At 65.8% G+C, this 24,550-nt stretch carries 21 protein-coding genes and 1 tRNA gene; 19 read left to right on the top strand and 3 right to left on the bottom strand.

Annotated elements, in window-relative coordinates; translation table 11 throughout:
- Positions 1–378 precede the first annotated feature (378 nt).
- The 3 genes from ACQP1G_RS40095 to ACQP1G_RS40085 all read right to left on the bottom strand — a co-directional run bounded on the left by ACQP1G_RS40095 (position 379) and on the right by ACQP1G_RS40085 (position 2,238).
- Positions 379–454 (bottom strand) — tRNA-Arg (locus ACQP1G_RS40095).
- A 125-nt stretch (positions 455–579) separates the two neighbouring features.
- Complete coding sequence (locus ACQP1G_RS40090; RefSeq protein ID WP_433194992.1) at positions 580–1,311, bottom strand: DUF305 domain-containing protein; 732 nt, start codon at positions 1,309–1,311, stop codon at positions 580–582.
- Entirely contained in the window at positions 1,312–2,238 is a 927-nt protein-coding gene (locus ACQP1G_RS40085; protein WP_433194990.1) for a DUF3105 domain-containing protein, read from the bottom strand. It lies immediately after the preceding gene.
- Between the two features lie 112 nt (positions 2,239–2,350).
- Between ACQP1G_RS40085 and argS the strand changes: the two genes are divergently transcribed.
- From argS to atpD, 19 genes are all read left to right on the top strand, one after another.
- Entirely contained in the window at positions 2,351–4,009 is a 1,659-nt protein-coding gene (gene argS, locus ACQP1G_RS40080; RefSeq protein ID WP_433194988.1) for an arginine--tRNA ligase, read from the top strand.
- On the top strand, positions 4,009–5,427 hold the full coding sequence (gene lysA / locus ACQP1G_RS40075) for a diaminopimelate decarboxylase (RefSeq protein WP_433194986.1): 1,419 nt from the start codon (positions 4,009–4,011) through the stop codon (positions 5,425–5,427). The genes argS and lysA overlap by 1 nt, the downstream gene beginning before the upstream one ends.
- Positions 5,424–6,833: a homoserine dehydrogenase gene (locus tag ACQP1G_RS40070; RefSeq protein ID WP_433194984.1), complete on the top strand. Its 1,410-nt coding sequence runs from the start codon at positions 5,424–5,426 to the stop codon at positions 6,831–6,833. Before lysA ends, ACQP1G_RS40070 begins: the two co-directional genes overlap by 4 nt.
- Before the next feature lie 80 nt (positions 6,834–6,913).
- Positions 6,914–7,975 carry a threonine synthase gene (gene thrC / locus ACQP1G_RS40065; protein ID WP_433209225.1) on the top strand — a complete coding sequence of 354 codons (1,062 nt, stop codon included), beginning with the start codon at positions 6,914–6,916 and terminating at the stop codon, positions 7,973–7,975.
- A gap of 25 nt (positions 7,976–8,000) precedes the next feature.
- Positions 8,001–8,957: a homoserine kinase gene (gene thrB, locus ACQP1G_RS40060; protein WP_433194982.1), complete on the top strand. Its 957-nt coding sequence runs from the start codon at positions 8,001–8,003 to the stop codon at positions 8,955–8,957.
- Positions 8,958–9,301: 344 nt separating this feature from the next.
- Positions 9,302–11,383 carry a transcription termination factor Rho gene (rho, locus tag ACQP1G_RS40055; protein WP_433194980.1) on the top strand — a complete coding sequence of 694 codons (2,082 nt, stop codon included), beginning with the start codon at positions 9,302–9,304 and terminating at the stop codon, positions 11,381–11,383.
- A gap of 1,249 nt (positions 11,384–12,632) precedes the next feature.
- Entirely contained in the window at positions 12,633–12,869 is a 237-nt protein-coding gene (gene rpmE / locus ACQP1G_RS40050) for a 50S ribosomal protein L31 (protein WP_354953468.1), read from the top strand.
- Between the two features lie 83 nt (positions 12,870–12,952).
- Positions 12,953–14,023 (top strand): peptide chain release factor 1, encoded by a 1,071-nt coding sequence (gene prfA / locus ACQP1G_RS40045; RefSeq protein WP_433194978.1) that lies wholly within the window; start codon positions 12,953–12,955, stop codon positions 14,021–14,023.
- Between the two features lie 96 nt (positions 14,024–14,119).
- Positions 14,120–14,998, top strand: coding sequence for a peptide chain release factor N(5)-glutamine methyltransferase (prmC, locus tag ACQP1G_RS40040; protein ID WP_433194976.1), 879 nt, complete (start codon positions 14,120–14,122; stop codon positions 14,996–14,998).
- A 71-nt stretch (positions 14,999–15,069) separates the two neighbouring features.
- Positions 15,070–15,735, top strand: a complete 666-nt coding sequence (locus tag ACQP1G_RS40035) for an L-threonylcarbamoyladenylate synthase (RefSeq protein WP_433194974.1) — start codon at positions 15,070–15,072, stop codon at positions 15,733–15,735.
- A 40-nt stretch (positions 15,736–15,775) separates the two neighbouring features.
- On the top strand, positions 15,776–16,918 hold the full coding sequence (locus tag ACQP1G_RS40030) for a glycosyltransferase family 4 protein (RefSeq protein WP_433194972.1): 1,143 nt from the start codon (positions 15,776–15,778) through the stop codon (positions 16,916–16,918).
- 180 nt (positions 16,919–17,098) lie between these two features.
- Complete coding sequence (locus ACQP1G_RS40025; RefSeq protein WP_433194970.1) at positions 17,099–17,554, top strand: hypothetical protein; 456 nt, start codon at positions 17,099–17,101, stop codon at positions 17,552–17,554.
- A gap of 243 nt (positions 17,555–17,797) precedes the next feature.
- Positions 17,798–18,646 carry a F0F1 ATP synthase subunit A gene (atpB, locus tag ACQP1G_RS40020; RefSeq protein WP_433194968.1) on the top strand — a complete coding sequence of 283 codons (849 nt, stop codon included), beginning with the start codon at positions 17,798–17,800 and terminating at the stop codon, positions 18,644–18,646.
- A 71-nt stretch (positions 18,647–18,717) separates the two neighbouring features.
- Positions 18,718–18,966 (top strand): ATP synthase F0 subunit C, encoded by a 249-nt coding sequence (locus ACQP1G_RS40015; protein WP_433194966.1) that lies wholly within the window; start codon positions 18,718–18,720, stop codon positions 18,964–18,966.
- 7 nt (positions 18,967–18,973) lie between these two features.
- Complete coding sequence (locus tag ACQP1G_RS40010; protein WP_433209222.1) at positions 18,974–19,534, top strand: F0F1 ATP synthase subunit B; 561 nt, start codon at positions 18,974–18,976, stop codon at positions 19,532–19,534.
- Positions 19,535–19,553: 19 nt separating this feature from the next.
- Positions 19,554–20,363, top strand: coding sequence for a F0F1 ATP synthase subunit delta (locus tag ACQP1G_RS40005; protein WP_433194964.1), 810 nt, complete (start codon positions 19,554–19,556; stop codon positions 20,361–20,363).
- A 49-nt stretch (positions 20,364–20,412) separates the two neighbouring features.
- Positions 20,413–22,053, top strand: coding sequence for a F0F1 ATP synthase subunit alpha (gene atpA / locus ACQP1G_RS40000; RefSeq protein WP_433194962.1), 1,641 nt, complete (start codon positions 20,413–20,415; stop codon positions 22,051–22,053).
- 55 nt (positions 22,054–22,108) lie between these two features.
- Positions 22,109–23,080 carry a F0F1 ATP synthase subunit gamma gene (locus ACQP1G_RS39995; protein ID WP_433194960.1) on the top strand — a complete coding sequence of 324 codons (972 nt, stop codon included), beginning with the start codon at positions 22,109–22,111 and terminating at the stop codon, positions 23,078–23,080.
- 21 nt (positions 23,081–23,101) lie between these two features.
- The gene (gene atpD / locus ACQP1G_RS39990; RefSeq protein WP_433194958.1) at positions 23,102–24,544 is read left to right on the top strand and encodes a F0F1 ATP synthase subunit beta; all 1,443 of its coding nucleotides are present in this window, start codon (positions 23,102–23,104) and stop codon (positions 24,542–24,544) included.
- Positions 24,545–24,550: the final 6 nt, after the last annotated feature.

Below are 24,550 nucleotides of genomic sequence, written 5' to 3'. Positions count from 1 at the left end.
TGACGCCCACCACCACGATGCACCCCAAAAGGTGCCACCGCCGGTGATTCTCCAAGAGCAGCGTCACGGAGCGTGCGACATCCCACCCAACCCAGCCACACAGCACAGAGCATCGGCCATGCTCAGCCCGCCAACCCAGCCATAATGAGCCCGGCATCGGCTTCTGCTTTCCCCGCCCAACCCAGCCACAATGAGCCGAGCATCGAGTCATGCTCTCCATGCCACCGAGCCACAAGGGCTGGGGGTCCGGGGCGAAGCCCTGGAGGCCGCAGCGAAGACATTGGGTGAGGTTGTGACAACTCGTGACGCTGAGGCTGGACGAGTCCTCGGATGAGAAAGGCCCTGACCACATGTGCGCTGGTCAGGGCCTTCTTCGTGTGGTGCCCTCGGCAGGATTCGAACCTGCGGCCTTCTGCTCCGGAGGCAGACGCTCTATCCCCTGAGCTACGAGGGCGGGATAGTTCTCGAAGGGCGCCGGGTGCGGCGGCCGATCGGGCGGGGCAAGCGTATCGCATTGATCGGCGTCCGCCAAAAAGCGTGTCGGGCCGGGGGGTTTCGCTTCCGGCCCGATACACGCGGTCAGTTCAGCGGCAGTGGTGTTGCGTTGCGTGCGGTGAGCATGGTGGTGATCAGTTGGGCTTCGCCCTGTTGGGTGGTCGCCATGGTGGCTGCCAGGGTGCGCACGGCGGTGGTTTCGGCGTGCTGGGCGGCGAACTGGATCATCGTGAGTCCGCCCTGGTGGTGGCGCAGCATCAGTTGCAGGAACATCGTGTCCAGGGCGGGGCCGGTGGCCTGGCGCAACGCGGTCAGTTCCGCTGTGGTCGCCATGCCCGGCATGGAAGACGAAGGGCCGGACATGGTGTGGCCGGAGGTGGCGCTCGCGCCGGAATGCGCGTGGCCCGGCTGTTCGGTCATCCAGCCCATATAGCCGTCGACATTCTGATTCGGCTTACCCCACATCTGCAGCCAACCCTGCAGCCGGCCGATCTGGCCCTGCTGGGTGGTCAGAATGTCGTAGGCCAGTCTGCGCACGTCGTTATCGGTGGAACCGATGAGCGCGACACCGGCCATTTCGACCGCCTGCGCATGATGGGCCGACATGTCCTGACTGAATCCGATATCGACCGCGCCGGGGTCGGGTTCGGTATTGCCATCCAGCGGCAGCCGAGCGAGCACGCCGACGGCAAATCCGATCAGTAGTATGCCGATCGCGCCGAGTACCAGCAGCGGGGTGCGCTGCCGCTGCGCCTGTGCGCCGAAACCCGCGGAATCAGTGGCAACGTCCGGCTCGATATCGGTATCGGTGGGCATCTACTGCCCCTCCGTGGGTTGGGTCGGAATTCCGGTCGGCAGACCCGGGATATTCGGCAGACCCGGGATATTCGGCACACCGGGGATATTGGGCATGCCGGGCAGGCCACCGGACGCGCCGCCGAGTTCGGTCTGGTCCTGAGAAAGGCCCTTGCCGTCCATCGGGACTGCGTCGGGTCCGGGCGGCGTCGGGTCGTAGGGCGTCGGATTGTTCGCATCGAAGGCCGGGTTGGAGCAGCTCGCGCCGACTTCGGGGTAGGTGTACGGGTTCTCGCGCAGTGCGGTGATGAACTGGTTGACCCGCTTGTCGTCGGCGCCGTCCAGCTTCAGCTGGTGACCCCAGGATTGCAGCGTCACCGCCGACGCCAGGCCGGGCAACGGTGACATCAGCGTGAACGGCTTGCCTTCGACCTTCTGCTTCAGGGAGTCGACGCCCGCCGCGTCGACCTTGTCGGGGTTGTAGGCGATCCACACCGCGCCGTGCTCGAGCGAATGCACCGCGTTCTCCACGCGAATCGGCTTGCTGTACACCACGCCCATGCAGTTCGCCCAGACCTGGTCGTGCGGACCGCCGAACGGCGGCGCCTGGTCATAGGCGACGCGCTGCGCACCGCTGACATGCAGGCCAGCGGGATATTCCTTCTTGGCCACCCCGGGAATCTGATCCGAGGGATCCTTCTTCTGCGCGCTCGGCGTGAACTTCTCGAGTTCGGCCTTGTCCCGGTACTTCGGCACCAGGCTGTAGGCGAGTGCCCCGATCAGCGCGACGATCACCACGGCGGCCCCGATGACCAGCCATGGAATCTGGCGCTTCTTCAATGGGCCTTTGCCCGTCGTTACTTTGCCGCCACCTTTTTTGCGCGAAGGTGCGACCTTCCCCGCGGCCCGGACGGCCTTGGCCGATTTGGCGCTCGTGCTGCTCGGCATAGCTCGCTGTGCTCTTTCCATGTATTGATCCATGGTGCTGGGTGGTTGCGGAGTGCTCCGCCGAGGTGCCCACTCGAGGCGTACACCTGCCCAGACCATAGGATAGAGACTCGTGACTCCAGCTGACCTTGCAGATCTCCTTCGCGCAACCGCGGCGAAGGTGCTTGTCGAACATGGACTGGACCCTGCGGTCCTGCCCGACGAGGTCAATGTGGAGCGCCCCCGTAATCCGGAACATGGCGACTATGCCACGAATGTGGCCATGCAGGTAGGCAAGAAGGCCGGAACGAATCCGCGCGAGTTGGCGACCTGGCTCGCCGGGGCGCTCGCCACCGCCGACGCCATCGATACCGCTGAGGTCGCCGGACCCGGCTTCCTGAACATCCGGCTGGCCGCATCGGCGCAGGGCGCGATCCTGCGACAGGTGCTGACCGCGGGCGCGGGCTACGGCACCTCGGACGCCTTGAAGGGCACCCGGATCAATCTGGAATTCGTCTCGGCCAATCCGACCGGTCCGGTGCATCTGGGTGGTACCCGCTGGGCCTCCGTCGGTGACGCGCTGGGTCGCATCCTGGCCACGCAGGGTGCCGAGGTCACCCGCGAGTACTACTTCAACGACCACGGTGCACAGATCGACCGTTTCGCGAAGTCTCTGGTCGCCGCCGCTACCGGCGCGCCGACTCCGGCGAACGGCTACGCGGGCGAGTACATCGGTGAGATCGCCGCCCAGATCGTGGCCGCGCATCCCGAGGCACCGACCCTGCCGGAGAACGAGCAGCTGGAGCTGTTCCGCGCCGAGGGCGTCGAGCTGATGTTCGCGCACATCAGAGAGTCGCTGCACGAATTCGGCACCGACTTCGACGTGTATTTCAACGAGAGTTCGCTATTCGAGTCCGGTGCGGTCGAGCAGGCCGTCACCAAGCTCAAGGACTCCGGCGATCTCTACCAGAAGGACGGGGCCTGGTGGATCGCCAGCTCCGAATACGGCGACGATCAGGACCGGGTGGTCCTCAAGAGCGACGGGAATGCCGCCTACATCGCCGGTGATATCGCCTACTTCCAGAACAAGCGCTCGCGCGGGTTCGACCTGTGCATCTACATGCTCGGTGCGGACCATCACGGCTACATCGGCCGGTTGAAGGCCGCCGCAGCCGCGTTCGGCGATGATCCGGCCACCGTCGAGGTCCTCATCGGGCAGATGGTCAACCTGGTCAAAGACGGTGTGGCAGTGCGGATGAGCAAGCGCGCGGGCACCGTGGTCACCCTCGACGATCTCGTCGAGGCCATCGGCGTCGACGCCTCCCGGTACTCGCTGGTGCGCAGTTCGGTGAACTCGAGTATCGATATCGACCTGAACCTGTGGACCAGTCAGAGCAACGAAAACCCGGTCTACTATGTGCAATACGCACATGCCAGGACCGCGTCCATCGCGCGCAATGCGGCTGAATTCGAATATGACACGGTGACACCGGATTTCGGTCTGCTCACCGCCGACGAAGAGGGCGAACTCATCCGGACCATCGGTGAGTACCCACGCGCCGTCGCCAGCGCCGCCGGTCTGCGCGAACCGCACCGCGTGGCGCGCTACCTGGAGGAACTGGCCGGTGCCTACCACCGGTTCCAGACCAATAAGAACCTGCGCGTGCTGCCCCTCGGTGACGAACCCGTCACCCCGACCAATGCCGCCAGGCTCGCCCTGGCCAATGCCACCCGTCAGGTGCTGAGCAACGGCCTCGCGCTGCTCGGCGTTAGTGCACCGGAGCGTATGTAGTGAGCGCACATCCTGCCGGTCCCCGGCACGCAGAGATCCCGCACGCACCCAGTCTCGCGGAGCGTCCGAGCGATCCCGAGCAGATGATCGATCTGCCCACGAATGTCTGGCCGCGCAACGCTTCTCGCGATGCCGACGGCGTCGTGCAGTTGGCCGGTGTGTCGGTGCACGAGCTCGCCGCCCAGTTCGGCACCCCGCTATTCGTGGTCGACGAGGACGACTTCCGTTCTCGCTGTCGCGATATGGTCGCCGCCTTCGGCCCGGACGCACGAGTTCATTACGCCTCCAAGGCATTCCTGTGCGGTGAGATCGCCCGTTGGATCCGCGACGAGGGCCTCTGCCTCGATGTCTGTTCCGGCGGCGAACTGGCCGTCGCGTTGCACGCGGGCTTCCCGGCGAACCGAATCGCCTTGCACGGCAACAACAAATCGGCCGCCGAGCTGGCTGCCGCGGTCGAAGCGGGTGTCGGTCACGTGGTGGTCGACTCGCTGATCGAGATCGAGCGACTGGAGGCCGTCGCGGGCCGCGCCGGTGTGGTGCAGGACGTGCTCGTTCGCGTCACCGTCGGTGTGGAAGCCCATACCCACGAATACATTTCGACCGCCCACGAGGATCAGAAGTTCGGCTTCTCGATCGCGGGCGGCGATGCGATGGAGGCGCTGGCCCGCGTCTTCGAGGCCGATAATCTCCGACTTGTCGGTCTGCACAGCCACATCGGCTCGCAGATCTTCGACATCGATGGTTTCGAGATCGCCGCGCGCCGCATGCTCGGCCTACTGCGCGAGGCCATCGACAAGTTCGGCATCGAGCGCACCGCACAGATCGCCACGCTGGATCTCGGTGGTGGCCTTGGTATTTCGTATCTGCCCAGTGACGATCCGCCGCCGCTGGACGAATTCGCCGCGAGCCTGCGCAAGTTGGTCGCCACCGAGGCGAGCCGCGCCGGACTACCCGAGCCGAAGATCGCCGTCGAGCCGGGCCGCGCCATCGTGGGACCGGGCACCGTCACCCTCTATGAGGTCGGCACCATCAAGGACGTCTCGCTCGACGGCGGACTGCGTCGACGCTACGTCAGCGTCGACGGCGGCATGAGCGACAACATCCGTCCCGCGCTGTATCAGGCCGACTACGACTGCCGCCTGGTCTCGCGCTCCTCCGACGCCGCGCCCGTGGTCGCCCGGGTCGTCGGAAAGCATTGTGAGAGTGGAGATATCGTCATCCGCGACACGTGGATGCCCGCCGATGTCGGCCCCGGCGATCTGGTCGCCGTCGCCGCGACCGGCGCGTACTGCTATTCGATGTCCAGCCGGTACAACCAGCTGACTCGTCCAGCGGTCGTCGCGGTGCGTGATGGCGTACCGCGACTCATTCTGCGCCGGGAAACGGTGGCGGACCTGCTCAGCCTGGAGGTGCAATGAATTCTGTATCGCGTAGCGATTCGATCAGGGGTGGTGGCCGGGCGGCGGGTGGGCCTGAAGCTGCGAAGTTCGGAGTGTGGGGAACCGATCGACCGATCGGAGTCGCGGTCCTCGGGATGGGCAATGTCGGCACCGAGGTGGTGCGGATTCTGCGCGATCACGCCAACGATCTGCGGGCCCGTGTCGGTGCGCCGCTGGTGCTGCGCGGGGTCGCGGTGCGCAATCTGCAGGTCGACCGTGGCCTCCCGGCCGAACTGCTGACCACCGACGCCGACGCGCTGGTCGCCCGTGACGATGTCGACCTGGTGGTCGAGGTCATCGGTGGCATCGACCCGGCCCGCCGCCTCATCCTGGCCGCGCTGAACGCTGGCAAATCCGTGGTGACCGCCAACAAGGCCCTGTTGGCCGACTACACCGGCGAACTCGCCGCCGCCGCCGAGCGCAACCGCGCCGACCTCTACTTCGAGGCCGCCGTCGCTGGCGCGATCCCGGTGGTGCGCCCGCTGATCCAGTCGCTGTCCGGTGACCGGGTGAACAAGGTCGTCGGCATCGTCAACGGCACCACCAACTTCATCCTCTCCGCCATGGACGAGACCGGTGCCGACTACGAGGTCACCCTGAAAGAGGCCACCCGCCTCGGCTACGCGGAGGCCGATCCGACCGCCGACGTCGAGGGCTACGACGCCGCCGCGAAGGCCGCGATCCTGGCCTCGCTGGCCTTCCACACCCGCGTGACCGCGGCCGATGTCTACCGCGAGGGCATTTCGAAGATCACCTCGGAGGATCTGGAGACCGCCTCCGCGCTGGACTGCACGGTCAAACTGCTCGCCATCTGCGAGCGGGTCCCCGCCGGCCCTGGTGAACCCGGTCCGGAAGAGGGCGGCAAGGAGCGTGTCTCGGTACGCGTCTACCCGGCCCTCATCCCGCGCAAGCATCCGCTGGCCGCGGTGACCGGTGCGTTCAACGCGGTCGTCGTGGAGGCCGAGAACGCCGGCCGGCTGATGTTCTACGGTCAGGGCGCTGGCGGTGCCCCGACGGCCTCGGCGGTGCTCGGCGATCTGGTGATGGCCGCGCGCAACAAGTTCTACGGTGGCCGTGCTCCGGGCGAGTCGGTTTATGCTGAGCTACCGATCGCGCCGATCGGCGATACGCCCACGCGTTACCACGTGAACCTGCAGGTAGCAGACCGACCCGGGGTGCTGGCCAAGGTGGCGGGCGAATTCGCCAAGCATGAGGTGAGCATCTCCACCGTCCGTCAGGAAGGGCACGGCGAGGGTGCGCGACTGGTCGTCGTCACCCATCATGCTTCGGAGTCGGCGCTCGCGGACACCGTCGCCGCCCTGGCGGAGATGGCGTCCGTCACATCCGTGACCAGCGTTCTGAGATTGGAAGGCACCAAAGAATGACAGCATCGCGTCGCGATTCCGTAGGGGGTGGCGGTCGGGCGACGGGTGGGCGTACGACGGGCGTCGCGCCACAGGCCGGAGTGCACTCCCGGTGGCCCGGCCTGATCGCCGCCTACCGCGATCGGCTGGCGGGCGCCGCCGACTGGGACCCGGTCACCCTGTACGAGGGCGGCACCCCGCTGGTGCCGGCACCGCACCTCTCCCAGCTGACCGACTGTGATGTGTATCTCAAGGTCGAGGGCCTGAATCCGACCGGCTCCTTCAAGGACCGCGGTATGACGATGGCCATCACCGATGCGAAATACCGCGGTCAGAAGGCCGTGCTGTGCGCGTCCACCGGCAACACCTCGGCATCGGCCGCCGCCTACGCGACCCGTGCCGGCATGAGCTGTGCCGTGCTCATCCCGCAGGGCAAGATCGCCATGGGCAAGCTGGCCCAGGCCGTCATGCTCGGCGCGAAGATCATCCAGGTCGACGGCAACTTCGACGACTGTCTCGAGCTCGCGCGCAAGGTCACCGCGGAATTCCCGACCGTCGGTCTGGTGAATTCGGTGAATCCGGCCCGCATCGAGGGCCAGAAGACCGCGTCGTTCGAGATCTGCGATGTGCTCGGCAAGGCGCCCGACGTGCACGCCCTTCCGGTCGGCAACGCGGGCAACATCACCGCCTACTGGCGCGGCTACCGCGAGTACTACGCCGACGGCATCACCACCGGGCTGCCGCGCATGCTCGGTGTGCAGGCCGCCGGTGCCGCGCCGCTGGTCAACGGTGCCCCGGTCAAGGACCCGGAGACCATCGCGACCGCCATCCGGATCGGCGCGCCCGCATCCTGGAACGGCGCCATGGAGGCCAAGGAGCAGTCCGGCGGCGCCTTCCGCGCCGCCACCGACGACGAGATCCTGGCGGCGTACCGACTGGTCGCCGCGACGGAGGGCGTCTTCGTCGAGCCCGCGTCGGCGGCCAGCATCGCGGGCCTGCTCGCCGCGCGCAAGGAGGGTTGGCTGGATTCCGGCCTGACTGTCGTGTGCACGGTGACCGGCAACGGTCTCAAGGATCCGGATAACGCGCTCGCGGGAATGCCACAGGTGCAGGCGATTCCGGTCGACCCGATCGCGGTCGCCCACGAACTCGAGCTGGCCTGAGTTGAATTCGCGCGAAAGCCAGCTGATGACGAGGACGCTGCCCGTCGGTCTGTCCGTGACCGCGCGGGTGCCCGCGTCCAGTGCCAACCTCGGCCCCGGATTCGATTCGCTCGGTATGGCTTTGGGCATCTACGACGAGATCGAGGTGCGCACTACCGATTCCGGCCTTGCCATCCGAGTGGAGGGTGAGGGCGCCGACGATGTGCCTTGGGGCCCTTCGCATCTCGTGGTGCGCGCGATCGAGCGCGGCCTGGAGGCCGCGGGCGTCTGGGCCGATGGTCTCGATGTGGTGTGCCGCAACGTGATTCCGCATTCGCGCGGTCTCGGTTCGTCGGCATCGGCCGTGGTCGGCGGTCTCGCAGCCGGATGTGGTCTCGCCGCGAAGCTGGACCCCGCATTGGCCATCGGCAGCGACCAATTGGTGCAGCTGGCCTCGGAATTCGAAGGCCACCCGGACAACGCCGCGGCCAGTGTGCTCGGCGGAATCGTAGTGTCCTGGACCGAAACCGCCGCGGACGCGGCCAATGACGGTGCCGCGGCGCCTGATCACGGCCGCGTCTACCGTGCGGTGCGCCTGGATCCGCATCCGAGGCTGCGTCCGGTGGTGCTGATTCCGGACGAGCGCTCATCGACCGCGCATACCCGTGGCCTGTTGCCCGAGGTCGTGCCGCATGGCGACGCCGCGTTCAACGTCAGCCGCGCCGCACTCGCGGTCGTCGCCCTGACGCAACGTCCCGACTTACTACTGCCCGCAACGGCAGATCGACTGCATCAGACGCAGCGTGCGCCCGCGCTGCCGCTGACCACCACCTGGATCGCTCGCTTGCGGGCGGCCGGTATCGCCGCGACGGTATCCGGTGCCGGGCCCACCGTACTGGCCTTGGGGACCAGCGAATTCCCCGCCGAGCTCCGCGAAATCGCGGCCATCGACGGGCTGCGAGTAGTCGAGCCGGGACTCGCGGAAGGCGTCCGAATCCACTGACGGCGCGTCTGCCTTGCCGAGGTTCCAGGTTGCCAGCTATCCTGAGCACGTCCGTACATCGTGCGCATCAGACGCCGGTGCTTCATCAGGGCAATCGCTCCAGCAGGCTCCAGGCTCGAGCCTCCAGGCCATGGGGGTGCTGCGTAGCTGCGCAACTGGAATGATCTCTCCCACCTTTCAGGAACTGGTGGCGAAGCCGCCGGTCCGGCGGGGCAGGTGATACGGCAACAGCGCCGGTCCGAGCTTTATGTTCGGCCCTCGCATCCGAGTCCGGCACAACGCCCGGACTGCGGGACGAAACCCTCGAAAAGGCACACGGCAATCGAGGGAAGGAAAGGATTTCCGTGACAGATACGGACCTGCTCGCGACACCCGGGGTGGATTCCAACCCGACAGGGGACCGCGAAAGTGACTCCGGACAGATTTCGAAGATGAGCGAACAAACCGACGTCGCACGATCGGGGCTGACTGGAATGTTGTTGCCGCAGTTGCGCGCGCTCGCGGGGGAACTCGGTATCCGAGGCACCTCTGGAATGCGCAAAGGCGATTTGATCGCCGCCATCAAGGAAAACCAAGCCGGAAAGTCGGCGAAGGCGGAAAAGTCCGCGCGTGGCGAGGTGAAGTCCGATGCGGACGCCGCCAAGGCGGCGCCGGTAAAGGCCGAGCAGGGCACCCTCGATGTGGCGCCCGCTGCTTCCGCCCCGGTGAAGGAGGCCCCCGCCCCGGCGAAGGAAGCCCCGGCGAAGGAGACCATCGCCGAATCCGCCGCGCCGAAAGCCGCCGAGAAGTCGGCGGAGCCCAAGGCCGAGCCGGCGCAGGCCGAGGCCGGGCCGTCGGAGACCACCGAGGATTCCGGTCGCGAGGCAGGCCAGCGTGGTCGCGGCAGGCAGCGTCGCGGTCGTGACCAGGCGCGCGCCGGCGGCGAGGCCGCCGCAGGCGAGGCCCGTGCCGACGAGCCGAAGTCGGACCAGGAGCAGGGCGAACGCCGCCGCGAGCGCAGCCAGGGCGGCGAGCGTGGCCAGGGCGGCGAGCGTGGCCAGGGCGGCGAGCGTGGCCAGGGCGGCGAGCGCGGCCAGGGTGGCGAACGCAGCCAGAACGGCAGTGCCAATGGCGGCCGTGGCGGCGAGGGCGGTGGCCGTAGCGACGCCAACCGTGGCGGTGACGAGGACGAGGGCGGTCGCGGACGGCGGGGACGTCGTTTCCGGGAACGTCGTCGTGGTCGCGACCGCGAGGGCGGCACCGGTGGCGGTGAGGCACGCGAGCTCGAGATCCGCGAGGACGATGTCTTGCAGCCGGTCGCGGGCATCCTCGACGTGCTGGACAACTACGCCTTCGTGCGCACCTCGGGCTATCTGGCCGGACCGAACGACGTCTACGTCTCGATGAACCTGGTCCGCAAGAACGGCCTGCGCCGCGGTGACGCGATCACCGGTGCGGTGCGCGCTCCACGCGACGGTGAGCAGAGCAACCAGCGCCAGAAGTTCGATCCGCTGGTGCGGCTGGACACGGTCAACGGTGGCGAGGTCGACGCGGCCAAGCGGCGCCCCGAGTTCAGCAAGCTCACCCCGCTGTACCCGAACCAGCGCCTGCGGCTGGAGACCCAGCCGAACAAGCTGACCACCCGCGTCATCGACCTGATCATGCCGATCGGTAAGGGCCAGCGCGCCCTGATCGTCTCCCCGCCCAAGGCAGGTAAGACGACGATCATGCAGGACATCGCGAACGCCATCGCCATCAACAACCCCGAGGTCTACCTCATGGTCGTGCTGGTCGACGAGCGTCCGGAAGAGGTCACCGATATGCAGCGTTCGGTGAAGGGTGAGGTCATCGCCTCCACCTTCGACCGTCCGCCGTCAGATCACACGTCGGTCGCCGAACTCGCCATCGAGCGCGCCAAGCGCCTGGTGGAAATGGGCAAAGACGTTGTGGTTCTGCTCGACTCGATCACCCGATTGGGTCGTGCGTACAACAACTCCTCGCCCGCCTCGGGCCGCATCCTCTCCGGTGGTGTCGACTCGACCGCGCTGTACCCGCCCAAGCGGTTCCTCGGCGCGGCGCGCAATATCGAGAACGGTGGCTCGCTGACCATCATCGCGACCGCCATGGTCGAGACCGGTTCCACCGGTGACACGGTGATCTTCGAGGAGTTCAAGGGCACCGGTAACGCCGAGCTCAAGCTGGACCGCAAGATCGCGGAACGGCGCGTGTTCCCGGCCGTTGACGTCAACCCGTCCGGCACTCGTAAGGACGAGCTACTGCTCAGCCCCGACGAGGCCGCGGTGCTGCACAAGCTGCGCCGCGTACTGTCCGGCCTGGACTCGCACCAGGCGATCGATCTGCTGATCGACCGTCTGAAGAAGTCCAAGAACAACCTCGAGTTCCTGATGCAGGTCAGCAAGACCGCACCTGGCGCGCTCGACGAGTAGGTCGACCAGCAGTTTCAGTGTCGAAGGGGCTCCGCTTACGCGGGGCCCTTTCGGCGTATGTGGGCTGAAGAAGGCCAGGCCGATACCCGCGGCACCCACGATCATGAATGCCAGGATGATCGCCGTCGCGCCCGCGCCACTACCTGTGCTCGCGGTGGCGGTAGCCGGATCGAGCTGTGCGGCAGCGGGTTTCGCGTACGAGTAGGTCGTCGAGGGGCTATCGGGGGCGGCAAACCAGCCGACCGCGACAGCGAGAATCAACGAAACGAAGACCGCCAACGCAACGCGGCTGTTCACAGGGTTCTCCTTTCTGTCTCGGCACGGCGATGTGCATCAGGCCTCAAACTCTATGAACAGGTGTGTTCGTATTCATGAGTAGCGAGCTACTTGAATTTCGAGCTACTTGAATTACGAGCTACTCGGTTTAAGAGTTCACTAAGAACTGCTCGCACGCGTGCCCGAACTTCTTGGGGCTGTGTTTGATTTGCCGCGCCTTCGGCGCGGCGTGTTCGCGGCCCCCTTGGTCTCGCGTCCGAGCCGTCGAGACTCGCGCCTTCGGCGCATCGCTTCGACGACTCGGACGCGAGACGGGCCGCGAACGGGTCGCTCGTAAGACTCGCTCTGTGGTGGTCGCCGAGGTGCGGATCGTCAATACCCGGCGTACACCAGCCCAGCCGTCGGGACTCGAGACCTCGTCGTGTGCGCTTCGACGACTCGGGCGCGAGACGGGCCGCGAACGGTCGCTCGTAAGACTCGCTCCGTGGTGATTGCTGGTGTGTGGATCATTCGGCACTGGGTGTGTGCTGGCCCAGTGGTCGAGATTCGTGCCTGTGTCGCTGTGCGCTTCGACGACTCGGGCGCGAGACGGTCGGCGAACTCCTCGCACGTAGGGGTTCGCTCCGTGGTGGTTGTTGAGGTGCGGATTGTTGGTACCCGGTGTACGGCGGGCCAGTTGTCGAGACTCGCGATTTCGTTGCATCCGCTTCGGCGGCTGGGGCGTGAGATGGGCCGCGAACTCCTCGCTCGTGGGACTCGCTCCGGCGTGGTCGGGCGGCTCGGCTTCTGCCCACTGAGTGGTGGTGGGAACAAACGGGGGGTCGGGGGTGTTTTGGGAGCGTAACCGCCGTTCTGGCATACTGAGCAGCTGTTGCGTCTGCTCCTGGTGAGCAGACCTCCCGCCTAGTCGGCTCCGGTTCACGTCCTCGCGATCTGCGTGGGCGACCCGGCGGCCAATATCGAGAGGACATCCATGAAGGCAGGAATTCATCCGGCGTATGTCGAGACCACGGTCGTCTGTGGTTGCGGCAATACCTTCCAGACTCGCAGCACCAAGGAGTCGGGACACATCACCGTCGAGGTTTGCTCGCAGTGCCATCCGTTCTACACCGGCAAGCAGAAGATCCTCGACACCGGTGGTCGCGTGGCCCGCTTCGAGGCTCGCTACGGCAAGCGCGCTGGCAAGAAGGCCGACGCAGACAGCAAGTAGCTTCCTCGCCGACGCCCGGTCCTGCTCAGCAGGCCGGGCGTCGGCGCTTTTGTGTGGCCAGTACGGGTAAGAGAGGAAGCAGCATGACGCAACCGTCCGCGATCGATGACATTCTGGCCGAGCATGCGGGCCTGGAGATGCAGCTGGCCGATCCGGCGCTGCACAACGATCCGGGCGCCGCGCGCCGGGTCGGCAAGCGGTTCGCCGAACTGGCCCCGATCATGGCCACTTACACCAAACTCACGACAGCGCGCGATGATCTCGCCGCCGCACAGGAGCTCGCGGCCGATGACGCGGCCTTCGCGGCCGAGGTCCCCGACCTGCAGACGCAGGTCGTCGAGTTGGAGCAGCAGCTGGCCGACCTGCTCGCCCCGCGCGATCCGCACGACGGCGACGACGTGGTGCTCGAGGTGAAATCCGGCGAGGGTGGCGAGGAATCCGCGCTGTTCGCCTCGGACCTGGCCCGTATGTATGTGCGTTATGCCGAGCGGCACGGCTGGAAGGTCGAAATCCTCGGTGCTACCGTCTCCGACCTGGGCGGCTACAAGGACGCGACGCTCTCGATCAAGAGCCGCGACGCCACCAGGGACGGTGTCTGGTCGCGACTGAAGTTCGAGGGCGGTGTGCATCGCGTTCAGCGCGTGCCGGTCACCGAATCCCAGGGTCGAATCCACACCTCGGCCGCGGGCGTGCTCATCTACCCGGAGCCCGACGAGGTGGAGGAAGTGCAGATCGATGAATCCGATCTGCGCATCGATGTCTACCGCTCCTCCGGTAAGGGCGGTCAGGGCGTCAACACCACCGACTCCGCGGTCCGCATCACCCATCTACCCTCCAACATCGTGGTGACCTGCCAGAACGAGCGTTCCCAGCTGCAGAACAAGGCCCGCGCCATGCAGGTGCTCGCGGCCCGGCTGCAGGCATTGGCCGAGGAACAGGCCGATCAGGAGGCCGCGGCCGGCCGGGCCAGCCAGATCCGCACGGTCGACCGGTCCGAACGCATCCGCACCTACAACTTCCCGGAGAACCGGATCGCCGATCACCGCATCGGTTTCAAGGCGCACAACCTCGATACCGTGCTGGACGGCGATATGGACGCGCTCCTGGATGCGCTGGGCAAGGCGGATCGCGAAGCGCGCATGGCGGCGGAATAGTCGACGGCGCAGGCCCTGTGTTCGGGACAGATCATCTGACTTGGTGACAACATGGGTAGCTCACCGGGTACGCCAAGAACGGGGAGTATCGACATCATGTCCGGAACTCGCGTGGCATTGCGCCCAGCGATCAACCAAGCCGTCGAGGCATTGCGCGCCGCAGGCGTGCACAGTCCGCAAGCCGATGCCGAACATCTGGCTGCCCACCTGCTCGGCGTCGAGCGGACCCGGTTGGCGCTGACACCGCTGGTCGCCCCCGAGGTGATCGAGCAGTACCGGGCTCTGGTTACCCGGCGCGCGGAACGAATTCCATTGCAGCACTTGACCGGTACCGCCTCGATCGGCGAGATCGACCTCGAGGTCGGTCCCGGCGTTTTCGTACCGCGGCCGGAGACGGAATTGCTGTTCGCCTGGGCATTGGCGCAATTGGAGGCGCTGCCGCACGATCACACACCAGTCGTCGTCGACCTGTGCACCGGCTCCGGCGCACTGGCGCTGGCCATCGCCCAGGCTCGCCCGGACGCTGACGTGCACGCGATCGAGATCGATCCCGCGGCCCTGCAATGGGCCCGCCGCAATGCCGACCTGCGCATTGCCGAGGGCGACACCCCGATCACCCTCTACGCCGACGATGTCACCGACCCGAATCTGCTCACCGAGTTCAACGGCAAGGTCGATCTCGTCGTCGCCAATCCGCCCTACATCCCCGAAGACGCAGAACTCGATCCCGAAGTCGCCGACCACGACCCGCATCTCGCCCTGTTCGGCGGTCCGGATGGACTGGATGTCATCCGGCAAATGCTGCCGACCGTCACCCGCCTGCTGCGTTCCGGCGGCTCCTGCGCCATCGAACACGACGACACCAACGGCTCCGACCTCGCCGCTCTGCTGGCAAAACAGAGTGACTTCACCGACATCATCGAGCACCCTGACCTCGCGGGTAAGCCCCGCTTCGTCGCCGCGACCCGCACCTGATCGGCGGTTACCGGCTGGAACCAGCCCCCGGGATGGTGGCATCGAGTGGCACGCGTGACAGGATGGGGGCCGTGAGTACCGTCTACGACTGCGCGGATGCCGACTCGCGCGCCGCCGGACTGACCGCGGCCACCAGCGCCCTGAAGTCCGGACGTCTGGTCGTGCTGCCTACCGACACGCTGTACGGCCTGGCGGCCGACGCGTTCGATTCGACCGCGGTAAGCGAACTGCTCGCCGCCAAGCGGCGCGGTCGGGATATGCCGGTACCGGTGCTGGTCGGTTCCTGGCACACGATCGACGGCCTGGTGTTCTCGGTGCGCCCACAGGCTCGCGAACTGATCCGGGCGTTCTGGCCCGGCGGGCTGAGTCTTGTTGTGCAGCAAGCACCTTCGCTCGCATGGGACCTCGGTGATACGCGCGGCACTGTGATGCTGCGGATGCCGCTGCATCCGGTCGCACTGGAACTGTTGCGCGAAGTCGGCCCGCTGGCGGTCTCCAGCGCCAATGTCTCCGGACAACCGCCCGCCAAGACCGCCGCCGAGGCGCGCGATCAGCTCGGCGATCTGGTCGGGGTCTACCTCGACGGTGGTCCGGCCGAACATGCGGTCGCCTCCACCATCGTCGATCTCACCGCGGATCAGCCGCGGATCCTGCGCGAGGGCGCGGTATCCGTCGGCGATATCGCCGATGTGCTCGGGATGTCCCCGGAGGCGCTGACCAGCGTCGCGACGCGGTGACCTCGGGACGCAGTGATCGTATGGCGGATCAGATAATCGGATGATCGGTTCGGGTGCTGTAGTTCCTTTGCGCGAGCTGTTGCTCGTGATTCTCATCTCAGCCACGGTGACCTTCCTCGCGACCGGCGGGATTCGGGTGCTGGCCATCGCTTTCGGTGCCGTCGCGGTGCCGCGTGAGCGAGATGTGCACGTTAAACCGATTCCGCGGATGGGCGGGGTCGGCATGTACGTCGGGGTCGTCGGGGCCGTGCTCTTCGCGCACCAATTGCCTGCGCTGCGACGGGGTTTCGACTACGCGCCGGATATTCCGGCGGTGCTGGTCGCGGCCACGATCATCGTGCTCGTCGGCATTGTCGACGACCGGTGGGGCCTGGATGCGCTGACCAAATTCGCGGGTCAGGTCACCGCCGCCGGTGTGATGGCGGTGATGGGCCTGAGCTGGTACGTCATCTACAACCCGTTCAACGACACGACCGTGGTGCTGGACGCACTGCAGGGCGGCCTCGTCACCGTCGGCATCACCGTCACCATCGTCAATGCGATGAATTTCGTCGACGGACTCGACGGACTGGCCGCTGGACTCGGTCTGATCTGCGCGGGCGCGGTCTTCGTATTCACCGTCGGCCTGCTCTACAACCAGGGCGGTTCGGTCGACACATATCCGCCAGCCCTGCTCGCCGCCGCGCTCGCGGGCGCCTGTCTGGGATTTCTGCCACACAACTTTTCGCCCGCACGGATATTCATGGGCGATTCCGGTTCGATGTTGATCGGGCTCATGCTGGCGGCGGTGTCGACGGGTGCCTCGGGCCGAATCAATTTGGCGGGCTACGGACCTCGCGACATCGTCGGTCTGCTTTCGCCGCTGCTGCTGGTCGGTGCGGTGATGTTCATTCCGGTACTGGATCTGCTGTTGGCGATCGTGCGCCGGGTCCGCGCCGGTGTGAGTTTCTCGACACCGGACAAAATGCACTTGCATCACCGGCTGTTGCAGATCGGACATTCACACCGCCGCGTTGTACTGGTGATCTATTTATGGGTTGGTGTGCTCGCGTTCGGGGCCGTCGGCACTTCGCTGATCCACGATCGGCGGATCGTCGTGCTGATGATGGCAGGCGGGCTGGTTTTCGCGCTGGTGGTGACCGCCATACCGGGCCTGCGCCGCAAGGAGCCCGCGGATACGTAAGGCAAGGTCCAGGTAAAGTTTGGGCCGTGAGTGAGCGAAGCGAGCGAACCGTAAGCCCAGCGTCCGGAGGAACGACGGAGCCGAGCGTCAGCGAGGCGCAGTCGTGAGTGAGCGAAGCGAGCGAACCATGAGCCCAGCGTCCGGAGGAACGACGGAGCCGAGCGTCAGCGAGGCGCAGTCGTGAGTCTCACCAACCCCGTCCCTGGTCCCGATGCCCCATTGAAGGCGGCGCTGCGCTACGGCGTGATCGGATTGGCGGTGTTGGTGGTGCTGTCGGTGGCCATCGCCTCGGCGGTGGCCGGCCTGTCCGGACTCTGGGGCGCGCTGCTCGGCGCGGCCATCGGCGGCGGTTTCATTCTCACCACCGCGGCCGTCGTCCTGTTCGGCGCGAAGCTGCCGCCCAGCACCGCTGGCCTGGTCATGTTGGTGAGCTGGGTGGGCAAGCTGCTGGTCGCGATGATCGTGATCGCGGTGCTGCAGCGGTTCGATTTCTACGACCGGATGGCGCTGTTCCTGACGGTGGTCGGGTCCTTGCTCGTCGTTCTGGGCGCGGAGACGTATGGCGTTCTGCGGCAGAAGGTTCCGTACGTAAACGTACCGACCGGTGAGTCTGATCTGCCCTCTACGCAGCAATAATCGCCCCCACCTACACACTGTCGTAGATAACTTGGTAAAGTGTTGGTAAGCAAGCGACCAAGAGAGGGGGGATCACCGAGATCCCGCCAAATGGCAGCTATGCTTACTGCCGTGCCGGACTCCGAAGAGTTCCGGTTCTGCATGTCGACGATGTCGCCGACACTACGTACAGACGCCCATGCGGGTTGCCGCACAGCTGCTGACGAATTTCGAGCCGACCTGAGTCGACCCAATTGATCGTCAATGTCCGATCGAACCGCGGGAATGACCGTACCCGCGGCCCGAACACGGGAGAGAACGCTGAGCGTCACCACTTTGGCGGGCGAGTTCCACGCGCCATCGCTGTCCGACTTCTTCCCTCCAGCTGTGCTGTTCGAGGGTACGCCGTTCGAACTCGACCGTTTGATGCTGATCCGGCTGGTGATGACCGCCGCGCTGGTGCTCGTCATGGTGCTGGCATTCCGCAATCCTCGCATCGTCCCGCGCGGCCTGCAGAACATCGCCGAAACCGGTCTGGTGTTCGTCAAGGATCAGATTTGCGACGAGGTGCTCGGTAAGGAATCCGGTCGCAAGTACTTCCCGTTGATCGCGACGATCTTCTTCGCGGTTCTCTTTCTCAACTTCTCCGGCATCATTCCGGGGCTGAACATCTCGTCGAACGCCCGAATCGGCATGCCGCTGGTGCTGGCCCTCATCGCGTACCTCACGTTCAACTTCGTGGGTATCAAGAAGTACGGGTTCGTCACCTATATGCGCAGCAGCATCGTGGTTCCGAATGTTCCGCCGGCTTTGCACGTGTTGCTGATTCCGATCGAGTTCGTCTCGACGTTCATCCTGCGCCCGTTCACGCTGACCGTCCGACTCATGGCCAACATGCTGGCCGGTCACATCATGCTGGTGCTGTTCTTCAGCGCCACTTGGTTCTTCCTGTTCGACGCCGCGGCCTGGATGAAGGTGTTCTCGCCGTTCTCGCTGCTCGCCGGACTCGGGTTCACGCTGTTCGAAATGCTGGTCATCTTCCTGCAGGCCTACGTTTTCGCCCTGCTGACCGCCGTTTACATCGGACTCGCGCAACACGCTGATTCGCACTGACCGAACACCTACCGGAAACCTGCTACACCGCGCCGACCGGCGGGTGAGCAACAGAAAGGGAAAGTAGACTCATGAGCCTCGCGTACCTGGCCCAGGAAGCGGCAACCTCCACCGAGAAGTTCAAGGGCTTCGGCGCCATCGGCTACGGTCTGGCCGCTATCGGCCCCGGCATCGGTGTGGGCATCGTGGTCGGTAAGGCCATCGAGGGCATCGCTCGTCAGCCCGAGCTGCAGGGCACCATCCGCACCAACATGTTCCTCGGTATCGCGTTCACCGAGGCCCTGGCGCTGATCGGCCTTGTTGCCGGCTTCATCTTCTGAGATAGCCATGAACACGCTTTCTACGCTCGCCGCGGAGACAGGGGATGACATCAATCCCCTCATCCCCGAGACCTACGACATCGTGTGGTCGGTGGTCTGCATCGCGATCATCGGCGTCATCTTCTACAAGTACGTCATCCCGCGCCTGATCAAGGTGTTGGATGAGCGTGCAGACAAGATCGAGGGCGGTATCCAGCGGGCCGAGGTCGCGCAGGAAGAAGCCCAGCTGACGCTGCAGCAGTACCAGCAGCAGTTGGCCGACGCCCGGCTCGAGGCCGCGCGCATCCGTGAGGACGCACGCACCCAGGGCCAGCAGATCCTCGCGCAGATGCGCGCGGAAGCACAGGCCGAAAGCGACCGCATCGTCGCCGCCGGTCACAATCAGCTGGAAGCTCAACGCCAGCACATCCTGACCGAGTTGCGTGCCGAAGTCGGCAAAACTGCCGTCGATTTGGCCGAAAAGATTATCGGACAGTCGGTTTCGGACGAAGCTAAGCAGGCGGCATCGATCGACCGATTCCTCTCCGAACTCGATCAGTCGAATGCCAGCATCGGGGTCGGAAGGTAGCGACGCGAAAGTGAGAAGCATGTACGCAGCGAGCCGCGAGGCAAGCTCCCGGGCACGGGAGGCGCTTCGGGCCGCTCTGACCGGAAGCGACAGTGTTGCGGCCACGACGGGGTCGGAACTGTTCGCCGTTGTCGCCGTGCTGGATGACCAGCGTTCGCTGCGTGTTGCGCTCGCGGACGTGTCGGTTCCCGGCTCGGTGCGCGCCGAACTCAGCGAACGGGTCTTCAGCGGCAAGGTCAGCCCCGCCACCCTGGCGGTGCTGACCACCGCGGTGGCCCAGAACTGGTCGCGCACCGCCGATTTGGTCGACACCCTGGTGTTGCTCGGCCAGGAGGCGTTGCTGGAGTCGGCCGCCGACAGCGGACGGCTCGGGGCCGTCGAGGACGAATTGTTCCGGCTCGCCCGGATCGTCGGCGACAACCCCGATCTGGAGCAGGCACTTTCGGATCGCGCGAAGCCCGCAGAGGCCAAGCGCGCGCTGATCGAACGGCTGCTCGCAGGTAAGGCCGAGTCCATCACCCAGACCCTGGCGGACCAGGTGGTCACCCGGTCCAAGACGAGCATCGGCGAAGCGTTCGACGAGTTGTCCGGCCTCGCCGCCGCTCGGCGCGACCAGATCGTCGCGCATGTGCGCGCCGCGGTCGCACTGAGCGACCAGCAGCGGGACCATCTCGCGGCATCGTTGCAGCGCATCTACGGCAAGCCGGTCACGGTGCACGTGCAGGTCGATTCGAGTTTGCTGACCGGCGTCGTTGTGACCGTCGGCGACGACCTGATCGACGGCAGCGCCACCGGCCGACTGGAACGGCTGCGTCGGGCTCTGGCCTGACACCCACCACCCCCGACATTCAGCACCAGACAGCGAGAGCAGGAAGACTATGGCGGAGCTGACGATCTCCACCGATGAGATCCGTAGCGCGATCGAGAGCTACACCCAGAGCTACACCCCGGAAACCTCCATCGAAGAAGTCGGTGTTGTCACCGACTGCAGCGACGGCATCGCGCACGTCAGTGGCCTGCCCTCGGCGATGGCCAATGAATTGCTCGAGTTCCCGGGTGGTGTGCTCGGCGTCGCGCTGAACCTCGAGGACCGCGAGATCGGTGCGGTTATCCTCGGCGAGTTCGCGGAAATCGAAGAGGGCCAGCAGGTTCGCCGCACCGGCGACGTGCTCTCGGTCCCCGTCGGTGACAAGTTCCTCGGCCGCGTGGTCAACCCCCTCGGCCAGCCGATCGACGGCCTCGGCGAGATCGAGGCCGAAGAGCAGCGCGTGCTGGAGCTGCAGGCCGCGAGCGTGCTGCAGCGTCAGCCGGTCGAGGAGCCGATGGCCACCGGCATCACCGCCATCGACGCTCTGACCGCCATCGGTCGTGGTCAGCGTCAGCTGATCATCGGCGACCGCAAGACCGGCAAGACCGCGGTCTGCATCGACGCCATCCTGAACCAGAAGGCCAACTGGGAGTCGGGCGACCCGAAGAAGCAGATGCGCTGCATCTACGTCGCCATTGGCCAAAAGGGCTCCACTATCGCCGGTGTGAAGTCCGCGCTCGAGGCGCACGGCGCGATGGAGTACACCACCATCGTCGCGGCCCCGGCCTCGGACTCCGCTGGCTTCAAATGGCTTGCGCCCTACACCGGTTCGGCCCTCGGCCAGCACTGGATGTACCAGGGCAAGCACGTCCTCATCGTGTTCGACGACCTGACCAAGCAGGCCGAGGCCTACCGCGCCATCTCGCTGCTGCTGCGTCGTCCGCCGGGCCGCGAGGCGTACCCGGGTGACGTCTTCTACCTGCACTCGCGTCTGCTGGAGCGTTGCGCGAAGCTGTCCGACGAGATGGGCGCCGGTTCGATGACGGGTCTGCCGATCATCGAGACCAAGGCCAACGACATCTCGGCGTTCATCCCGACCAACGTCATCTCCATCACCGACGGCCAGGTCTTCCTCGAGTCCGACCTGTTCAACAAGGGTGTCCGCCCGGCGATCAACGTCGGTACCTCGGTCTCCCGTGTCGGTGGCGCCGCCCAGACCAAGGCCATGAAGACGGTCGCCGGTTCGCTGCGTCTGGAAATGGCGCAGTACCGCGAGCTGGAGGCGTTCTCCGCCTTCGCCTCCGACCTCGATGCCGCGTCGCTGGCGCAGCTCGAGCGTGGCGCGCGCTGGGTCGAGCTGCTCAAGCAGGACCAGTACACACCGGTCGCGGTCGAAGATCAGATCGTCTCGATCTTCCTGGTCGACGGCGGCTTCTTCGACTCGGTTCCGGTCGCCGACATTCGCCGCTTCAACGCGGAACTGCTCGAGGACCTGCACCGCACCGCGCAGAGTGCGTTCGACGCCCTGGAGGGTGGCAGCAAGCGCCTCGAGGGTGACGCCGCCGACGCGATCAAGGCGGCGACCGACAAGTTCAAGCAGGGCTTCCTCGCTTCCGACGGTTCGCGCGTCGTGAACGAGGCCGCCGCCGGTGAGCTCGACCACGAAGAGGTCGAGTCGCTGTCGGTGACGCGCAAGCACGTCGAGAAGTAATCGAGCCTGCGATGCGCTATTCGATTCTGGCGAATGAAGGGAGTGTGAACCGCTGATGGCAAGCTTGCGTGAATTGCGCTCCCGCATTCGTGGTGTGAGTTCGATCAAGAAGATCACCAAGGCCCAGGAGCTGATCGCGACCTCGCGAATCTCCAAGGCCCAGGCCAGGGTTGCGGCCGCGAAGCCCTACGCCGAGGAGATCACCAAGGTCCTCAGCGAGCTGGCGAGTGCGTCGACGAGTCTGGCGCACCCGCTGCTGACCGAGCGGGCCAACGCCCGCCGTGCCGCCGTGCTGGTCATCACCAGTGACAGCGGCATGTGTGGTGGCTACAACTCCAACGTGCTCAAGCGCGCTGAGGAGCTCATGGTCACCCTGCGCGGCGAGGGCAAGGAGCCGGTGCTGTACGTGATGGGCAATAAGGGCCTCACGTACTACACCTTCCGTAGTCGGCCGGTGGTCAACGCGTGGACCGGGTTCTCCCAGCAGCCGAAGTACAACGACGCCTCGGCCGCGTGCCATCACCTCGTTGACGCCTTCATGGCGGGCTCCGACGGTGAGGTGCCCGCCCCGAACGGGACCGGCAATATCGAGGGCATCGACGAGTTGCACATTGTGTACACCCGTTTCGTCTCGATGCTGACCCAGACCCCGGAGGTGCGCCGGTTGGCGCCGATTCAGGTCAGCTTCGTCGACGAAGACTTCGACATGGGCGAGGACAGCTTCACCGACTCGCCTACCGCGGAACTCACCGCGCAGTACGAGTTCGAGCCCGATGCCGATGTGCTGCTGGCGGCGTTGCTGCCCAAGTACATCAACACCCGCATCTACTCATCGTTGCTCGAGGCAGCGGCATCCGAGTCCGCGGCTCGGCGCACCGCAATGAAGGCAGCCACCGACAACGCCAACGAACTGGCCAATGTGCTCACCCGGCAGGCGAATTCGGTGCGGCAGGCCCAGATCACGCAGGAAATCAGCGAAATCGTCGGCGGCGTGAACGCGCTGGCTTCGAGCTCCGACCGCGACTAAGCGCAGGAAGAGAACCAACTAATGACCGCAGCTGTCACTCAAGAGAGCCGGACGGGCGCGAAAACAGGCCGCGTCGTCCGCGTCATCGGCCCCGTCGTGGACGTCGAGTTCCCGCGGGGTTCGATCCCTGAGCTGTTCAACGCTCTGCACGCCGAGATCGCCTTGACCTCGGTGGCCAAGACCCTGACCCTCGAGGTCGCCCAGCACCTCGGTGACAACATCGTGCGCACCATCTCGATGCAGCCCACCGACGGTCTGGTCCGTGGCGCCGCCGTCACCGACACCGGCAAGCCGATCTCGGTGCCGGTTGGTGACATCACCAAGGGCCACGTGTTCAACGCCCTCGGCGATTGCCTCGACACCCCCGGCCTCGGCCGCGACGGCGAGCAGTGGGGCATCCACCGCAAGCCCCCGTCATTCGACCAGCTCGAGGGTAAGACCGAGATCCTGGAGACGGGCATCAAGGTCATCGACCTGCTGACCCCGTACGTGAAGGGCGGCAAGATCGGTCTGTTCGGTGGTGCCGGTGTCGGCAAGACCGTTCTGATCCAGGAGATGATCACCCGTATCGCGCGCGAGTTCTCCGGCACCTCGGTGTTCGCGGGCGTCGGTGAGCGCACCCGTGAGGGCACCGACCTGCACCTGGAAATGGAAGAGATGGGCGTCCTCCAGGACACCGCCCTGGTCTTCGGCCAGATGGACGAGCCGCCGGGCACCCGTATGCGCGTCGCCCTCTCGGCCCTGACCATGGCCGAGTACTTCCGCGACGTGCAGCACCAGGACGTGCTGCTGTTCATCGACAACATCTTCCGGTTCACCCAGGCCGGTTCTGAGGTGTCGACCCTGCTCGGCCGCATGCCTTCGGCCGTCGGTTACCAGCCGACGCTGGCCGACGAGATGGGTGAGCTGCAGGAGCGCATCACCTCGACCCGTGGTCGGTCCATCACCTCGCTGCAGGCCATTTACGTGCCCGCCGACGACTACACCGACCCGGCCCCGGCGACCACCTTCGCCCACCTCGATGCGACGACCGAGCTCTCCCGCCCGATCTCGCAGAAGGGCATCTACCCGGCCGTCGACCCGCTGACTTCGACCTCCCGCATCCTGGAGGCCTCGATCGTCGGTGCGGAGCACTTCCGGGTCGCCAACGAGGTGAAGCGGATCCTGCAGAAGTACAAGGAACTGCAGGACATCATCGCCATCCTCGGCATGGACGAGCTCTCCGAAGAGGACAAGGTCCTTGTCGGCCGGGCCCGTCGTCTGGAGAAGTTCCTCGGCCAGAACTTCATCGTGGCCGAGAAGTTCACCGGCCAGCCGGGCTCCGTGGTGCCGCTGACCGACACCATCGAGGCGTTCGACCGCGTCTGCAAGGGTGAGTTCGACCACTTCCCGGAGCAGGCGTTCAACTCCTGCGGTGGTCTCGACGACGTCGAGGCGGCCGCGAAGAAGATCGCCGGAAAGTAGTCACCC

It is taken from the genome of Nocardia sp. CA-107356 (genome assembly GCF_050946365.1).
Taxonomy (GTDB): Bacteria; Actinomycetota; Actinomycetes; order Mycobacteriales; family Mycobacteriaceae; genus Nocardia.
The sequence above is the reverse complement of the archived record's forward strand: the minus strand, read 5'-3'. Positions and strand labels throughout refer to the sequence as shown.